A 16877-nucleotide genomic window follows, 5' to 3' on the forward strand; every position below is an offset into this window, starting at 1 on the left:
TGTAATAATTATGGTGAAAATAATGGCTGATAAAGAAAAGCTTTCGGCACTCATGGATGGTGAAACGATCGATAAAGCTCTCATTGTAGATCTCGAATCTGATCAAGAAAGCATGGATACCTGGCAGAGTTACCATCTAATTGGTGATGTTATGCGTGGGGATGCGCCAGAAACTCCAGAGTGGAACATTGCTAACAGTGTTGCGGCAGCGCTTGATAATGAGCCTGCACATAGTGCAATGCCGAACCTGCACCAAGTGCATGTTGAACCAACTGTTGCTCCAATTGAAGAGCAGCCTAAACCTCAACAAGCGAAGCGTCAGCTTCCGGCGTGGTTACAACAGTTTGGACAAGTTGCCGTGGCAGCGTGTGTCTCACTAGTCGTTGTACTAGGTGTTCAACAATATGGTGGCAGCGACCCTGCTGCGCCAGAGCAGTTGCCTGTACTCCAGACGATTCCATTTGCGGGTTCTGCGGAACCAGTAAGCTTAACGCGTGACTCTGTTGAGAAGCCAGCATCTGAAGCTAACTTGCAAGAGCAGCGCAAACGCGTTCATGCAATGCTAGAAGATTATGAGCTGCAGCTAAGATTAAACAGTGATGCATCGCCAATGCAAGATGCACATCTAGAATCGGACATTGAATGAAGAAAATCCTGGTCAGTGCACTGACACTGTTCAGCTTGATGTCTCCAACAGCCTTTGCAGAGGAGCCCACTGCAAAGGCGTTGTTACATCAAATGAACGAGGCCAGTCAGCATCTAAATTACGAACTCTCCTACATTTTGATCAAGAAGAGCAGTATTGAACCTCTTGTTTATCGCCATGCGGTTAACGACGACCAACAACTTGCACACCTTGTTTACTTGAGCGGGCCTATCCGTGAAGTTATTCGACGTGGTGATGAAGTCAGTTATATTGAACCGGGCACAGAGCCGTTTACCATTCAATCTGGCAGTATGGTTGCCCCTGTTATTCCGATGATTAATCGAGATATTGACGCGCTCAACGACTATTACGATTTCGTTAAAGTTGGTCGTGCTCGTGAAGCTGGAAGTACTACGCAAGTATTGCGCGTGGTGCCGAAAGATGGCCTTCGTTACTCTTACGTCGTTTGGGTAGATGAAAAAACGAGTCTTCCTTTGCGTGCCGATCTGTTGGATCGTGACGGCGAAGTGCTTGAACAGTATCGCACTATCTCTTACGTGGTGAACGATAAGATTGCTGAGGCAATGGGGGGCTTGAATAGCGCTCAACTGCCGAAAGTCTTATCGCTGCCGGAAGGCTTAGTGAGTGAAACTAACTGGCAAGCCTCTTGGATTCCTGAAGGATTTAAGTCAAAAGAGCTTAGTCGTTATCCAATGGCTGCGACCGATAAAATGGTTGAAAGCCAACTTTTCAGTGATGGGTTGTTTAGCTTTTCAGTTTATATCGCCGATAAAGACGAACATTCATTGAAAGGGCAGTTGGTACGCCAAGGACGCAGAACATTACACAGCTTAGTGATTGGTGACAAAGAGATCTCTGTGGTGGGTGATATTCCGCCAGCAACCGCCAAACGTATTGCGCAATCAGTTACGTTCAATAAACCGGTACCAGCGCAATGATGACGGCGCTGGCAACCGTTAGCTCGGTTGAGCAAAGCGGTCAACAATACTTTGTTCAACTGAGCTGCGAACAACAAACCAGTTGCAGCAGTTGTTCTTCTCAAAAAAGCTGCGGAACGGGTATTGTTACCAAGGCCGTTGGCAATAAATCCTTGTTTTGGCAGCTTAAAACCAAAAGTTTAGTTAAAGCCGGACAGGTCGTGGAAATTGGCTTTCCAGAAAAAAGCTTACTGCAGTCTGCGGCTATTGTTTACCTCATTCCACTTTTCATGTTGATGATTGGTGCTGGTTTTGGACAACTCTTGTTGCAACCCTTGCTCCAAGGGGGCGAGGGCATTGTTATCTTAAGTGCAGCGCTGTTTACTGCTGGTGGTATTGCCTTAGCGAAGCGGTTAGCCAAACCAATGGAAGACAAATCCAAGCAAGAAGTCGTCTTGATTCGAATCCTAGGTGAGCCTCTCGTCTAATTTATGATGCTTCTTGCCCTTAAATTGGGTAGAATCTGCCAACTTGATTGAAATGCCGCCACCAATGCTGACTGTAGATTGGACGCGTCGCGGCTTTCTTATTATCCCTATTCAAAGAGTTTAGTCACACCAAGCCTATGAAGCACATTCGTAATTTTTCGATTATCGCCCACATCGACCACGGTAAGTCGACCCTTTCTGACCGCTTAATCCAAGTTTGTGGAGGGTTAAGTGAACGTGAGATGGCAGCTCAAGTCCTCGATTCTATGGATATAGAACGCGAGCGTGGTATTACAATTAAAGCGCAAAGTGTGACTTTAGATTATACAGCGAAAGATGGTGAAACTTACCAACTAAACTTTATCGATACCCCTGGACACGTAGATTTCTCTTACGAAGTATCTCGCTCTCTAGCCGCTTGTGAAGGCGCGCTTCTTGTAGTGGATGCTGGCCAAGGTGTTGAAGCGCAAACTCTAGCAAACTGTTACACCGCGATCGAAATGGAACTGGAAGTAGTGCCAATCTTGAACAAGATTGACTTACCTGCTGCTGAACCTGAGCGTGTTGCTGAAGAAATCGAAGAGATCGTTGGTATCGATGCGATGGAAGCGACTCGTTGTTCTGCAAAAACCGGTATCGGTGTTGATGACGTTCTTGAAAACATCGTAACAGCTATCCCACCACCGGAAGGTGATCCAGACGCGCCACTACAAGCGTTGATCATTGACTCTTGGTTCGATAACTATTTAGGCGTTGTTTCTTTGGTTCGTATCAAGAACGGTAAGCTGAAGAAGAACGACAAGATTAAAGTAATGTCGACAGACCAAGTTTGGGGTGTTGACCGTCTAGGTATCTTCACACCTAAGCAAATCGACACAACAGAGCTAAATACTGGCGAAGTTGGTTGGGTTGTTTGTGGTATTAAAGACATCCTTGGCGCACCTGTTGGTGATACGTTGACGCTTGCAAAAGGCGGTAGCACAGAACGTCTACCTGGTTTCCAAAAAGTGAAGCCTCAGGTATACGCAGGTCTATTCCCAGTATCGTCTGATGACTACGAAAACTTCCGTGACGCACTAGGCAAATTAAGCCTGAACGATGCATCACTGTTCTACGAACCAGAAAGTTCAGCAGCACTTGGCTTTGGTTTCCGTTGTGGCTTCTTAGGAATGCTTCACATGGAGATCATTCAAGAGCGTTTAGAGCGTGAATACGACCTAGACCTAATCACAACGGCACCAACCGTAGTGTACGAAGTTGTAAAAACGGATGGCAGCATTCTTTACGTTGATAGCCCGGCTAAATTGCCTGCGACTAATGATGTAGAAGAAATTCGTGAGCCTATCGCTCGTTGTAATATCCTTGTACCGTCAGACTACCTAGGTAACGTAATTACCTTATGTGTAGAAAAACGTGGTGTTCAAGTGGATATGGTTTATCACGGTAAGCAAGTTGCTGTGACGTACGACTTGCCAATGGCTGAAGTGGTTCTAGATTTCTTCGACCGTTTGAAATCAACATCTCGTGGCTATGCGTCACTGGATTACAACTTCCAACGTTTTGAAATGTCGAACATGGTTCGTGTAGACGTATTGCTTAATGGCGAAACGGTTGATGCACTAGCAATCATTACGCACAAAGACATTGCACAGTCTCGCGGTCGTCTACTGGTTGAGAAGATGAAAGAATTCATCCCTCGTCAAATGTTTGATATCGCGATTCAAGCAGCGATTGGTAACCACATCATTGCTCGTTCTACAGTGAAACAACTGCGTAAGAACGTAATCGCAAAATGTTACGGTGGTGATATCAGTCGTAAGAAGAAACTTCTTAAGAAACAAAAAGAAGGTAAGAAGCGTATGAAGCAGATCGGTAACGTTGAACTGCCTCAAGAAGCATTCTTAGCGATTCTTCATGTTGGTAAAGACTAGGTATCAATCGCACTAACTATCTGCTGAACATTACTGGTTAAAATCGTTTATTTCTTTGTTGCAAAGATTGCAATTAGGCCCACTAGTCACTGCACTTTGCGCCTCGAACTCAACGATTTTTCCTGCGTAATCTCCCCAGCATTTAGTCAGCATGATTGATACAGATTAGAAATATTAAGCAGAGTGAAAGGGTTATACTCTTTCACTTTCGTTATTTTTAAAGAAATGAAATTTAAGGGATATCAATGGCTAATACATTTTCGCTTATTTTAGTGATCGTAACTCTAGTGACCGGCATTGTATGGGCGTTGGAAAAGTTTGTGTGGGCGAAGAAACGCCAACAAAAACTGGCTGACGTTGAAGCACAATCGAATGGCCTAGACGCTGCAACCAGCGCAAAAGTTACGGCTCAGCCTTGGTGGGTTGAGAACAGTGTGTCCATTTTCCCTGTAATTGCATTTGTTTTGGTTTTGCGTTCATTTATTTATGAACCGTTTCAAATCCCATCTGGTTCGATGATGCCAACCCTTTTGGTTGGTGATTTCATCTTAGTAGAGAAGTACGCGTACGGTCTAAAAGACCCGGTATGGCGCACTCAACTAGTCGAAACGGGCAAACCAGAACGTGGTGATTCAATCGTATTCAAATACCCACCTCAGCCGAATATCGACTACATTAAGCGTGTTGTTGGTATGCCGGGTGATACCATTCGCTACAGCAGCAATAAAGAAGTCTGCATTCAAGCGAAGGGTGGCAGTAGCTGTAAACCAGTGAAGTTAAGTAACGTTGAAGAAAGCCAATTTATTCAAGATGGTGTGCCTCTGATTCAGCTGAATGAACAGCTGGGTGATGTGGAGCACCAAATTTTAGTTAACCCATTACGCCGTGATCGTGTGCAAGCATATCAACCTCGCAATGGTGTTAACGAGTGGATCGTTCCAGAAGGCCAATACTTTGTGATGGGTGATAACCGTGACAACAGTGCTGACAGCCGTTACTGGGGCTTTGTCCCTGAAGCAAACCTTGTTGGTAAGGCCGTTGCTATTTGGATCAGCTTCGAATTCGAACGCGGTTCAGACAGTGTACTTCCAACATGGATTCCTACTGGTGTGCGTTTTAATCGCATCGGTGGGATTCACTAATCGATCACATAACACATCGAGAGAGCATGAATTCTCCAATTGATAAACTAGAGAGAAAGATTGGCTATCAGTTTAATGATGCCGATCTTATCCATTTGGCGCTGACTCACCGTAGCGCCGCAGGTAAACACAACGAACGTCTTGAGTTTCTGGGCGATTCAATTTTAAGTTTTGTTATCGCTGATGATCTTTACCACCGTTTCCCTAAGGTAAACGAAGGTGATATGAGCCGCATGCGCGCAACATTAGTACGTGGTCATACATTGGCAGAACTAGGTCGTGAATTCGAACTAGGAGATTACTTAAAATTAGGTCCAGGTGAGTTGAAGAGTGGCGGTTTCCGTCGTGATTCTATTCTAGCGGATGCAGTAGAAGCGATCATCGGTGCTGTCTATTTAGATAGTGATACCGAGGTTGTTCGCCGCATTATTTTAAGCTGGTACCAATCTCGCCTAGAGTCTATTCAGCCTGGTGTATCTCAAAAAGATCCGAAAACTCGCTTACAAGAGTTTTTACAAGGTCGAAGAAATCCCCTACCTGTCTACACAGTGACTAATATTAAAGGTGAAGCACACAACCAAGAGTTTACGGTTGAGTGTGAAGTGGCAGGTGTGGATAAACCTGTTATCGGTAAAGGCACTAGCCGCCGCAAGGCAGAACAAGCGGCTGCTGAAACAGCATTAGAGCAACTAAGCAATGTCTGATAACAATCAAGATTTCGATATCGATGCATTCTTTTCATCTGATAGCAAAAAAACGGGCCTACCGGAAAACCAACATTGTGGCTTCATCGCTATCGTGGGTCGACCAAACGTAGGTAAATCGACGCTTCTGAACCATATTTTGGGTCAGAAAATCTCGATCACATCACGTAAACCTCAGACGACACGCCACCGTATTATGGGCGTAGAAACTGAAGGTGATTACCAAGCGATCTACGTTGATACTCCTGGACTTCACATCGAAGAAAAGCGTGCAATCAACCGTTTGATGAACCGTGCGGCGAACAGCTCACTGAGCGATGTGAACCTAGTATTCTTCCTTGTTGACGGTACTCACTGGACTGACGACGATGAAATGGTACTGAACAAGCTGAGAAAAACAGATTTCCCAGTCGTCCTTTGTATTAACAAAGTAGACAACGTTCAAGACCGTACAGACGTGATGCAACATATGATGGAAGTGTCTAAGAAGATGGACTTCCTTGATGTTGTACCAATCTCGGCAAAGCAAGGTAAGAATATCGATGTACTGCGTAAGCACGTTCGTAACTCTTTACCTAAAGCGACGCATCACTTCCCTGAAGAGTACGTAACGGATCGTTCACAGCGCTTTATGGCCTCTGAAATCATCCGTGAAAAACTGATGCGATTCACAGGCGAAGAGCTACCTTATTCAGTAACGGTTGAAATCGAGCGTTTCGATTACAACCCTGATAACGATGGCTTCCACATCAATGCTTTGATTCTTGTTGAACGTACTGGTCAGAAGAAGATGGTGATTGGTAAAGCGGGCGAGAAGATCAAAACGATTGGTCGTGAAGCTCGTATCGACATGGAAGAACTGTTCGGTCGTAAGGTTTACCTAGAGACTTGGGTTAAAGTTAAGTCTGGTTGGGCTGATGATGAGCGTGCACTTCGCTCGTTAGGCTACATCGACGATTTATAATATATTGAACGTCACTTTCTGAGATTAAGAAAGTTGAACTGAATATAATTTCAAGAGAGAGTGCGAACTCTCTCTTTTTGTATCTGTAAGAAGGGTAAGTGATTGAGCGAAGGGTTACAGCGATGCTTTGTGTTGCACCGTCGACCATACAGTGAGTCGAGCCTAATTCTGGACGTCTTCAGTGAAGAGTACGGAAGGGTGACGTTGATGTCTAAAGGTGCAAGGAGTAAGCGTTCTAATTTGAAAGGTGCATTGCAACCTTTTACGCCTCTGCTGCTTAAGTGGTCTGGCAATGGTTCAATGAAAACGTTACGCCAAGCTGAACCCATCAGCTTGGGGCTTCCTCTTGCCGGTATTAATCTGTATTCCGCTATGTATGTCAATGAGCTAGTTGGCCGTGTGTTGATGGCCGAAGTAGCCATGCCCGCATTTTTTCACGACTATCTTCATGCTTTAACAGAACTCGCTCATAATGAGAACCCTGAGCCAGCGCTACGTCGTTTTGAATTGGCTCTACTTTCTGCTTTGGGGTATGGCGTCGACTTTTTGCATTGTGCTGGTACAGGTGAAGCGATCGATCCAAGTATGACTTATCGCTATCGAGAGCAGAAAGGTTTCATCGCTTCTGTACGTCGAGATAACCTGACATTTATGGGCGATGAACTTATCGCAATTAGTGAACGTAGGTTTATCACTAAAGAGCAGTTAAAAGCAGCAAAACGCTTTACACGCATAGCCTTAAAGCCGTATCTTGGCGGCAAACCATTAAAAAGTAGAGAGCTATTTATGCCAACAATAGCCCTCTCTAGAGCACGGAGTATTGGAAAATGAGCTCAATCCTTTTAGGCGTTAATATCGACCATATTGCTACACTACGTAATGCACGTGGTACTAAATACCCAGATCCAGTACACGCAGCTGAAATTGCTGAACGTGCGGGTGCTGACGGCATTACCATTCACCTGCGCGAAGATCGCCGTCATATTGTTGATCGCGATGTACGTATTCTTGCTGAGACAATCCAGACTCGCATGAACTTAGAGATGGCAGTGACGGACGAGATGGTTCAAATTGCACTCGATACTAATCCTGAGTTCGTTTGTCTCGTTCCAGAAAAGCGCGAAGAGCTGACGACGGAAGGCGGCTTGGACGTGGTTGGTCAACTTGAAAAGATCAAAGCAGCGACGGAAAAACTGTCGACTGCGGGTATCAAAGTATCTCTGTTTATCGATGCAGATCGTGAGCAAATTGATGCAGCAAAAGCGTGTGGCGCACCGTTCATTGAGCTTCATACTGGTCATTACGCTGATGCGAAAACAGAAGAAGATCAGCAGGATGAGCTTAAAAAGATTGCTGCAGGCGCAAGCTACGCAGACGATCTTGGTATCACAGTGAATGCTGGTCATGGTCTGACTTATCACAACGTAGCGCCAATTGCGGCACTTCCTGAAATTTACGAGTTGAACATTGGTCACTCGATCATGGGACGCGCAGTATTTGATGGTTTGAATAAAGCCGTTGCAGACATGAAAGCCGTGATGGAAACAGCACGCAACAACGCTTAGTTCTTTAACTCGTCATTAGTTTAGTAGTAAGCGTTAAGCGGTTAATCAGTAGAATCGATAAAGTTAATAGATAGAAGTTTGGTAGTAGGGTAAACATGGCTGTTGTTGGATTAGGTACAGATATCGCAGAAATCGAACGTGTTGAAAAGGCACTGTCACGAAGTGGCGATGCTTTTGCTCAGCGTATTTTGACCGACTCTGAGTTTGAAGTATTTCAGCAACTTAAGCAAAAAGGACGTTACCTTGCAAAACGCTTTGCTGCAAAAGAAGCTGCATCTAAGGCGTTGGGCACGGGTATCGCGCTGGGTGTGACCTTTCACGATTTCGAGATTTCAAACGATGAGCATGGCAAGCCAGTTCTAAGCCTACATAAAAAGGCGCGTGAAATCGCAGAAGCGAGTGGTACAAAGTCGATTCATCTGACTATCTCAGATGAGCGCCATTATGCGGTGGCGACGGTACTACTCGAGTCGTAAATAGATTACCGTTACTTTATACCAATCGTAGTAAATAACTGTTCACCCTAGCTTGTTAAAAAACTCGATAACTTCGTTAGAATTTTTGATTGTAGAATAACTATTTATCGAAAAATCCTGCCTTGTTCTCAAGCTTTTTTCCTACGCTATTTTTGATCACTTACTTACTGTGATTGGTATTATATCTGGTGCTCTAGGCACTAGATAGAAAAAGCAGAGCTCATGAGCTCTGCTTTTTTATTGGCTGGTAAACCGTTTAACGAATATTTGTGAGTCAGAAATGTTCGCTAGGTCTTGGCTGGTTTCAAATAATGAATCGCGGTTGCTTGAACCTTATCTAATTCATCCTGAAGTTCAAAAAGTTCAGGTTCAATGTCTTCAACGGAAGTGCCGGAACGCAGCTCTTTCTCTATCGTCGCACACACCGACTTCAGCCTTGGTACACCGCTGTATGAGCTGCTGCCATGCATCTTGTGAATGATGTGTGTCAGTGCTTCAACGGGGTAGTCACTGTCTTCGATCGCTTTCTCTGCGGCCTCATAAACCTCAGGAATAAAGTCGACTAGCATTTGCAGCATATCGCGTGCGAGGTCTTCTTTGTTGGCGGCTTGCTTCATAGCTGCTTGCCAATCAATGATGATATTCTTATGCACGTTAGCCTCAGAATCTGAAACTGAGCTATTGTCTACTTCCGCAGAGACTGCTGGGTGGGCTGGGTCTATTTTTTCAATGTACTCAACCTCAGAGGTAGGGCTCCAATGAATCAGAACCTGCTGTAACACGTGCTCTTCTATCGGTTTGGTTAGGTAGTCATCCATGCCGGCTTCAAGTAGACGGTCCCGTTCGCCAACCATCGCGTGTGCTGTGACGGCAATGACGGGGGTATTCGCATTATTCGCTAGCTCCTTTATATTCTTACAGGCCGTCACACCATCCATTTGCGGCATTTGGATATCCATGAAGATGATATCAAATGGGGTCTCCTTCGCCTTGTCTATGGCCTTCTGTCCGCTGGTGCAACTGATGACCGTCTCTACACGCTCTTTTAGTAGCGCGGTGATCAATTTAAGGTTTGCTGGGTTGTCATCGACCGCCAATACAGTGAGCGGTAGCTTCTCTTCTGAGTGCGTTTCAATGGCTGGTGCAATCAAGGTTGGTGCTTGATTAGATATGAGAGTTTGCAGCAGTTTTTTGCGAGAGAGAGGTTTAGTGATGCATTGGACATCAACCTCTTTCATCAATTGTTCACCCAGTGCTAGCTCGGTACTTGGCGTACCAATAATTACATTCTGAGCGATTTTCTTCGCGCCAATCGCCCAACCACTCACGGTATCAAATTGATACTCTTGGTTCGCGGCTAGGTTGAGTAGAACGTAGTCATATGAGGTCGACTCGTCAGGCATCACCGAACGATACGTTACCACCAAGCCTTCTTGGGTTAAGATTTGCTGAGTAATCGACGCTGCTTGCATGTTTGGCTCGATAAGCAGCAGCTGCTTGTCTTGCAGACACTGAGTCTCAATCAGCTCAGTCATCGGCATATCAGTCGTTGATAGTCTCAAAGTAAACCAGAAGGTTGAACCTTGGTGTAGGCGACTGGTAAGACTGATCTCTCCGCCCATTTGGCTGACCAGTTTTTGGGTGATAACCAGACCTAGCCCCGTACCGCCATAACGACGAGAGATGCTTGCGTCGGCTTGGCTGAAGGCTTGGAATAGCTGAGCTTGTTGACGCTCAGAGATACCAATACCTGTATCGCGAACCATGAATTGTAACTCGATGCTGTCTTCGCTTTGTGAACGAAGTTCAACACTGATATCAATGTTGCCACGTTCAGTAAACTTGATTGAGTTACCAACAAGGTTGGTTAGGATCTGCTGAATACGTAGCGGGTCACCAACAACGCCTGGTGGCACTTTCGGGTCTATCTTAAGAGTTAACTCTAGACCTTTCTCATGGGCGTTGGTCGCTTGAAGGTTCACAACCTCTTCAAGGCTAGCTTGGAACTCGAATGGGATGTTCTCGAGCGCTAATTTACCGGCTTCCAGTTTCGAGAAATCAAGAATATCGTTGATGATACTGAGTAGGTTATTTGCTGAACGTTCAATGGTTTGCAAGTAATCTGTTTGACTGGTCGATAGATGGGTCTTAAGCATTTGACGAGTAAAGCCAATCACACCGTTAAGCGGTGTTCTCAATTCGTGAGACATGTTAGCCAAGAACTCAGATTTAACACGAGCCGCTTCTTGAGCGCGTTTTTTCGCAATGTCTAACTCAACGTTTTGAATCTCTAATTGCTCTAGGGTTTCACGCAGATCAGACGTAGCCTGGTCGATACTGTGCTGCATCTCGACGTGATATTCTGATAGCGATACCGCCATCGCGTTGATACCGTTTTTCAGTGAGTCTAGCTCACCGTGCATTTTTCCTTCGATACGCACATCGAGATGACCACGACGAATTCGGTCGACCATGTTTTTCATGTGTGTGATCGGTTGGGTGACGTCATGCATCAAGCGAAAAGCAAATACACCAGAAAGTCCCAGCCCCAAAATCAACACCAAGAAGGCAGAGAACACTTCTTGATACTGCTGCAATCGAAGTGACGACAAGTCTAACTCTATCGCAATATAGCCGATCGCTTGGTTGGCTTGAGACTGCCCATTGGCTGAGTTGATGTATTGACCTTCAGCGATGATAGGTGTCCGAAGAATCAGCGTATTATCGAGCAGGTTCGATGAGCTTAAATGCGGGATGGGTTTATCTTTCGGATAGGTCAGGCTTTCAAAATCAGGGTGGAAGTTTGAGGTTACAAACAACTCATGACGTTCATCAAACACCGCGATACTACGCACCAGCTTAGAGTTCTTTCGATGCGCATAGCTAATAAGCTGACGAACAGACTCTCGACTTTCGAGCTTCATGCCTGACTCACTAGCAATTGCCAGCGGTTCAATGATGCTAGTACCAGTATTAACCACTTGGCCCTCAAGGTCTTGATAGCGGTTAAATGAGAAAAATGCACTCAATAGCAACCCAATAATCAAGGTTGGAGCTAGAGTTAAGGTAATTACACGGGCTCTTAAGCCATATCTGGTCATGTTCTTTAATTACATCGAGGTCTGGATATGGGAAAATAACGCACACAATGGCGGTTAAGTGAACGGTAAGCTTAATCAAAGCCGTGACGTTCGACAATGATTCCAAGACATAATAGTGAGTCCTGGATACCAATTACTTATTAAAAGATACATTAGGCACAAGCAATGGCACGTTTTTTCCAACCAAAAAAGAAAACTCAACTCGAGACCAAGCATCAATCGGTTTTGGTTGAACGAATGGATCACAATGGCGCTGGCATCGCTTATCAGAAGAATAAACCTGTTTTCATTGATGGCGCATTGCCCGGTGAGCAGGTGGTTATTCAACTTACTGAGAGCAAAAGTAAGTTTTCGCGAGCAAAACTCATCAAATTACTTAAACCGAGTGAGCTGCGTTTAAAGCCATTTTGTAAGCACTTTAATCAGTGTGGAGGCTGTCACCTTCAACACCTTGGTTACGCTTCTCAGGTTGAGCATAAATCGCAATCTTTGACGCACCTGATGAGTCAATACCAAACGGCTAACACCGAAGTTGTTGAGCCGATTGTGGGTGATGAAACCGGTTATCGACGTCGCGCGCGTATTAGCCTGTTTGTTGATAAGAAGACACAGCAGCTTCAGTTCGGTTTCCGTAAGAAGCAAAGTAAGCAGATTGAAAACATCACCGATTGTGCCGTGCTGGATCCTCGCCTCAATGTATTGCTGCCGAAACTGAAAAGTTTACTCAATACTTTCAGCAACCTTACGTCTTTAGGACACGTTGAATTGGTGTTGGGCGATACTGGCCCTGTGATGGTCCTGCGTCACCTTAAGCCTTTGGTTGAGAAAGATGAGCAAGCATTGATTGCACTCGCTAAAGCGGAAGGTGCCACGTTGTATAGTATGCCTGAAACGGACAAGCTCGTTCGTTTGGTCGGTGATGCGCCAGCTTATAGCGAAACAGGCGTGACTTTACCTTTTGAGCCAAACCACTTTATCCAAGTTAACCAGAAAGTGAACCAGCAAATGGTTGCTCAAGCGATTGAGTGGCTAGAGCCTCAAGCCGATGAGCGAGTGCTCGACCTGTTTTGTGGCTTAGGGAACTTCAGTTTGCCTATTGCACAACAATCTGCGTTTGTAGTGGGTGTTGAAGGTGTCGATGAAATGGTTCAACAGGCCACGTCTAACGCGACTTTGAATCAATTGAGTAATACAGAATTCTACCAAGCGAACCTTGAAGAAGAGCTGTCTTCACAGCCTTGGGCAAAAGAAAGATTTGATAAAATCTTACTTGATCCAGCACGTGCAGGAGCGAGTGGGATCGTTGATCAAATTTCAGGGTTAGGTGCGAAGCGTGTGGTTTATGTTTCGTGTAATCCTGCTACTCTAGCTAGAGATTCAGAGAGCTTAGAAAAACAAGGCTATCAACTAGCCAAGCTTGGTATGTTGGACATGTTCCCACACACCAGTCATCTAGAATCGATGGCTCTCTTTATCAAGGCTTAGAGGCCCTTAAACAAGGCTTAAAAATGAATCACAAGGGTGCAGGGAAGCCTGCGCTGATATCAATATGAGTCGAACTAACTTGGAATCAGTTAGTCATATTGAATTGGGTATAAAACATAATAACTAGGAAGGCATGATGGTTGCGGTACGAAGCGCACATTTAAACCCAAGCGAACAGTTTGAGCTAGATAATTGGATTGCGTCATTGAATCAAGACGCAAAAACCTCGAATAAACTGACCAAAGTTTATCGTCACTGTGAAGAGCTATTAAAAGATCACGAGCAAGGCGAGCTTTTGCTTTGGCGTGGGCGCGAGATGATCGAGATCTTGGTCACCTTGTCTATGGATCGCGCAACTTTAGTGGCAGCGCAACTCTTCCCTGTCGTATCGAGCGGTGTTTTTGAGCGTGAAGCGTTTGAAGAAAGTTACGGAAAGGAAACCGTAAAACTGATTGATGGCGTGGAAGAAATGGCGGCTTTGGGCCAGCTAAACGTCACCCTTGAAGGCAGCGCTGCCTCGGGTCAAGTCGATAATGTTCGACGAATGCTGCTTGCGATGGTGGATGACTTCCGCTGCGTCGTCATCAAACTAGCAGAGCGAATTTGCAACCTAATCGAAGTGAAAAAGGCCCCTGATGCTGTGCGCCGTGCGGCAGCAAAAGAGTGTGCCAACATTTATGCTCCTCTAGCAAACCGTTTAGGTATTGGTCAGCTAAAGTGGGAAATTGAAGACTACGCTTTCCGCTACCAACAACCAGATATCTATAAGCAGATTGCTAAACAGTTGTCTGAGCGCCGTATCGTGCGCGAACAATACATCACTGACTTTGTTGACGATTTAACGTCAGAAATGAACCGCTCAAGCATCAATGCTGAAGTTAGCGGTCGACCAAAACACATCTACAGCATCTGGCGCAAAATGCAGAAAAAAGGCTTAGAGTTTGATGAGCTTTTTGACGTGCGTGCGGTACGTATTATCGCAGACCAACTGCAAGACTGTTATGCCGGTTTAGGCGTGGTTCACACCAAATATAAACACCTCCCAAGTGAATTTGATGACTATGTGGCGAACCCTAAACCCAATGGTTATCAATCGATTCATACCGTAGTTCTTGGCCCTGAAGGCAAGACCATTGAAATTCAGATCCGTACCAAGCAGATGCATGAAGACTCTGAATTAGGCGTTGCAGCGCACTGGAAATACAAAGAAGGTGCTTCAAGCGGCGTACGCAGTGGCTACGATGAGAAAATCACCTGGCTTCGTAAGCTTATCGACTGGCAAGAAGAGATGTCGGATTCTGGTGAAATGCTGGATGAAGTGCGTAGCCAAGTCTTTGATGACCGTGTTTATGCCTTTACACCTCGTGGTGATGTGGTCGATTTACCAATGGGTGCAACACCGCTGGATTTTGCTTACCACATCCACTCGATGGTTGGACACCGTTGTATCGGTGCCAAAGTAGCAGGTCGAATCGTCCCGTTTACTCATAAGCTGGCGATGGGCGATCAAGTTGAGATCATCACTCAAAAAGAACCGAACCCATCACGTGATTGGTTAAACCCGACCACAGGCTTTGTTCACTCGAGTCGAGCTCGTGCAAAAATTAACGCATGGTTCCGTGCTCAGAGTCGTGAGAAAAACCTTGAAGCCGGACGAGATATTCTAGAAGTCGAGCTAGGCAGAGTCGGAGCGACGCTGAAAGATGCCGAGCAATACGCGCTGAAACGATTCAACGTCAATACTCCAGATGAACTGTATGCGGGTATTGGTAGCGGCGATATGCGTATCAACCAAGTCGTTAATCACATCAATGCTTTGGTCAACAAGCCGACAGCGGAAGAAGAAGATAAAAAAGCGCTCGAAAAGTTGCTTGAGTCTGACAATAAGCCCGCTCATCAGAGTCGTCCGAAAAAGGATGCCGTCGTCGTTGAAGGTGTCGATAACCTAATGACGCACTTAGCTCGTTGTTGCCAGCCAATCCCAGGCGATGTGATCAAAGGTTACATAACTCAAGGTCGCGGTATTTCAGTGCACCGTAGCGATTGCGAACAGTTAAGTGAACTTAACCTACATGCACCCGAACGAATCATCGATACTGTGTGGGGCGATGGTTTTGTCGGCTCGTATATCTTAACACTGCGTGTAGAGGCGCTAGAACGTACCGGTTTGTTGAAAGACATTACATCCCTGTTCTTAAACGAAAAAGTCAGTGTGACGACAATGAAGAGCCGTATTGACTATAAACGTCAGCTATCGGTGATGGATTTCGATTTGGAAGTGACCAATATTGAGATTCTGAGTCGAGTAACGAGCCGTGTCGAGCAAATCAAAGATGTCATGTCGGTTAAACGCCTAGGCTAACTTTCACGTTGCATTAGTCACTTTTACTGCGTTAACTGCGCTTTCTTGTTCCATCACATAGGCGAGCTATGCTCAGGAATCGCGAAAGCTTGTTGCCTTGTTAAAGTAACAACTGCTTAGTGAAAGATGCGTAATTTAGAGAATTAGACAGCATCAACAAAGGTGAGTGGTTTTGACTGCTCACCTTTTTTAGTTTTAGTGAAGTTTTAAATTTAAAAATCAAAGACAGTGAATAGGAAGAAAACGATGAATCACCCGATTGAACAACTTGAACAGATTATGGCTAAGCTGCGCGATCCTGAAGGTGGCTGTCCTTGGGATTTGAAACAAAATTTTGAAACAATTGTGCCGCATACTATCGAAGAGACGTATGAGGTGGTGGACGCGATTCACAACAAAGATTGGCCGAATCTACAAGAAGAGTTGGGCGACCTGCTGTTTCAGGTGATCTTCTACAGCCAACTGGCGAAAGAGCAGGGCTTGTTTGAGTTCTCTGATGTGGTCGACGGTATCAATGAGAAGCTAACGCGCCGCCATCCGCATGTGTTCTCTGATACTGAGTTTGCCAGTGATGAAGAAATTAATGCCAACTGGGAAGCTGAAAAAGCCAAAGAAAAAGCACAGGTAGGCAAAACTCAAGAAAGTATTCTAGACTCAATACCAAACTCTCTACCCGCACTTTCGCGTGCTACAAAGATTCAAAAGCAAGTCGCGAAATTTGGCTTTGATTGGGACTCTATCGGCCCGGTCGCCGATAAGGTTTTAGAGGAAGTTGATGAGGTGCTAGAAGAAGCACTTCAAGTAACGCCAAACAAAGATTTAGTTGAAGAAGAACTGGGTGATTTGTTGTTTGCTACCGTCAATTTAGTGCGACATTTGGGTAAAAATCCAGAAACGGCTCTCAATAAAGCCAATCTGAAATTTTCACGCCGCTTTAAAGGTGTGGAACAAAAAGTTCGTCAGCAAGATAAAATTTTGACCGACTTTTCTCTACAACAGCTTGATTCCATGTGGGATGAAGTCAAAGTGGCGGAGAAAAGATCATCAAAGCTTTTATCATGAATTGATTTGAAGC

At 45.2% G+C, this 16877-nt stretch carries 14 protein-coding genes; 13 read left to right on the top strand and 1 reads right to left on the bottom strand.

Going from position 1 to position 16877, the window contains the following annotated elements; translation table 11 throughout:
- The first annotated feature begins 22 nt into the window (after positions 1-22).
- From L3V36_RS09250 to acpS, 10 genes are all read left to right on the top strand, one after another.
- Complete coding sequence (locus L3V36_RS09250; protein WP_004735378.1) at positions 23-646, top strand: sigma-E factor negative regulatory protein; 624 nt, start codon at positions 23-25, stop codon at positions 644-646.
- Entirely contained in the window at positions 643-1605 is a 963-nt protein-coding gene (rseB, locus tag L3V36_RS09255; RefSeq protein ID WP_004735379.1) for a sigma-E factor regulatory protein RseB, read from the top strand. Before L3V36_RS09250 ends, rseB begins: the two co-directional genes overlap by 4 nt.
- The gene (locus tag L3V36_RS09260; RefSeq protein WP_102448372.1) at positions 1602-2072 is read left to right on the top strand and encodes a SoxR reducing system RseC family protein; all 471 of its coding nucleotides are present in this window, start codon (positions 1602-1604) and stop codon (positions 2070-2072) included. The genes rseB and L3V36_RS09260 overlap by 4 nt, the downstream gene beginning before the upstream one ends.
- 137 nt (positions 2073-2209) lie before the next feature.
- On the top strand, positions 2210-4003 hold the full coding sequence (gene lepA, locus L3V36_RS09265; RefSeq protein WP_004735381.1) for a translation elongation factor 4: 1794 nt from the start codon (positions 2210-2212) through the stop codon (positions 4001-4003).
- Positions 4004-4248: 245 nt separating this feature from the next.
- Positions 4249-5145 (top strand): signal peptidase I, encoded by an 897-nt coding sequence (lepB, locus tag L3V36_RS09270; RefSeq protein ID WP_017077797.1) that lies wholly within the window; start codon positions 4249-4251, stop codon positions 5143-5145.
- 26 nt (positions 5146-5171) lie between these two features.
- Complete coding sequence (gene rnc / locus L3V36_RS09275) at positions 5172-5849, top strand: ribonuclease III (RefSeq protein WP_004735383.1); 678 nt, start codon at positions 5172-5174, stop codon at positions 5847-5849.
- Positions 5842-6813, top strand: coding sequence for a GTPase Era (gene era / locus L3V36_RS09280; RefSeq protein WP_004735384.1), 972 nt, complete (start codon positions 5842-5844; stop codon positions 6811-6813). Before rnc ends, era begins: the two co-directional genes overlap by 8 nt.
- 102 nt (positions 6814-6915) lie before the next feature.
- Positions 6916-7644: a DNA repair protein RecO gene (gene recO / locus L3V36_RS09285; protein WP_102448373.1), complete on the top strand. Its 729-nt coding sequence runs from the start codon at positions 6916-6918 to the stop codon at positions 7642-7644.
- Positions 7641-8378, top strand: a complete 738-nt coding sequence (gene pdxJ, locus L3V36_RS09290) for a pyridoxine 5'-phosphate synthase (protein WP_102448374.1) — start codon at positions 7641-7643, stop codon at positions 8376-8378. Before recO ends, pdxJ begins: the two co-directional genes overlap by 4 nt.
- A gap of 95 nt (positions 8379-8473) precedes the next feature.
- Entirely contained in the window at positions 8474-8854 is a 381-nt protein-coding gene (acpS, locus tag L3V36_RS09295; protein ID WP_017077798.1) for a holo-ACP synthase, read from the top strand.
- A 287-nt stretch (positions 8855-9141) separates the two neighbouring features.
- On the opposite strand, the gene barA is transcribed toward acpS, so the two are convergent.
- Positions 9142-11955 carry a two-component sensor histidine kinase BarA gene (barA, locus tag L3V36_RS09300; protein ID WP_208775153.1) on the bottom strand — a complete coding sequence of 938 codons (2814 nt, stop codon included), beginning with the start codon at positions 11953-11955 and terminating at the stop codon, positions 9142-9144.
- A gap of 165 nt (positions 11956-12120) precedes the next feature.
- On the opposite strand from barA, the gene rlmD reads away from it, so the two are divergent.
- The 3 genes from rlmD (at position 12121) to mazG (ending at position 16864) form a co-directional block, all read left to right on the top strand.
- Positions 12121-13440: a 23S rRNA (uracil(1939)-C(5))-methyltransferase RlmD gene (gene rlmD, locus L3V36_RS09305; protein ID WP_102448375.1), complete on the top strand. Its 1320-nt coding sequence runs from the start codon at positions 12121-12123 to the stop codon at positions 13438-13440.
- A gap of 136 nt (positions 13441-13576) precedes the next feature.
- The gene (relA, locus tag L3V36_RS09310) at positions 13577-15802 is read left to right on the top strand and encodes a GTP diphosphokinase (RefSeq protein ID WP_004735390.1); all 2226 of its coding nucleotides are present in this window, start codon (positions 13577-13579) and stop codon (positions 15800-15802) included.
- Between the two features lie 246 nt (positions 15803-16048).
- The gene (gene mazG, locus L3V36_RS09315; protein ID WP_208775155.1) at positions 16049-16864 is read left to right on the top strand and encodes a nucleoside triphosphate pyrophosphohydrolase; all 816 of its coding nucleotides are present in this window, start codon (positions 16049-16051) and stop codon (positions 16862-16864) included.
- The last annotated feature ends 13 nt before the right edge of the window (positions 16865-16877 follow it).

It is taken from the genome of Vibrio sp. G-C-1, from assembly GCF_021728015.1.
Lineage (GTDB): Bacteria > Pseudomonadota > Gammaproteobacteria > Enterobacterales > Vibrionaceae > Vibrio > Vibrio splendidus.

Coding starts and splice junctions, on each gene's coding strand:
- relA (WP_004735390.1), top strand. CDS start 13,577: ATGGTTGCGGTACGAAGCGCACATTTAAACCCAAGCGAACAGTTTGAG.
- L3V36_RS09250 (WP_004735378.1), top strand. CDS start 23: ATGGCTGATAAAGAAAAGCTTTCGGCACTCATGGATGGTGAAACGATC.
- era (WP_004735384.1), top strand. CDS start 5,842: ATGTCTGATAACAATCAAGATTTCGATATCGATGCATTCTTTTCATCT.
- barA (WP_208775153.1), bottom strand. CDS start 11,955: ATGACCAGATATGGCTTAAGAGCCCGTGTAATTACCTTAACTCTAGCT.
- rnc (WP_004735383.1), top strand. CDS start 5,172: ATGAATTCTCCAATTGATAAACTAGAGAGAAAGATTGGCTATCAGTTT.
- pdxJ (WP_102448374.1), top strand. CDS start 7,641: ATGAGCTCAATCCTTTTAGGCGTTAATATCGACCATATTGCTACACTA.
- rseB (WP_004735379.1), top strand. CDS start 643: ATGAAGAAAATCCTGGTCAGTGCACTGACACTGTTCAGCTTGATGTCT.
- mazG (WP_208775155.1), top strand. CDS start 16,049: ATGAATCACCCGATTGAACAACTTGAACAGATTATGGCTAAGCTGCGC.
- lepA (WP_004735381.1), top strand. CDS start 2,210: ATGAAGCACATTCGTAATTTTTCGATTATCGCCCACATCGACCACGGT.
- L3V36_RS09260 (WP_102448372.1), top strand. CDS start 1,602: ATGATGACGGCGCTGGCAACCGTTAGCTCGGTTGAGCAAAGCGGTCAA.
- acpS (WP_017077798.1), top strand. CDS start 8,474: ATGGCTGTTGTTGGATTAGGTACAGATATCGCAGAAATCGAACGTGTT.
- lepB (WP_017077797.1), top strand. CDS start 4,249: ATGGCTAATACATTTTCGCTTATTTTAGTGATCGTAACTCTAGTGACC.
- rlmD (WP_102448375.1), top strand. CDS start 12,121: ATGGCACGTTTTTTCCAACCAAAAAAGAAAACTCAACTCGAGACCAAG.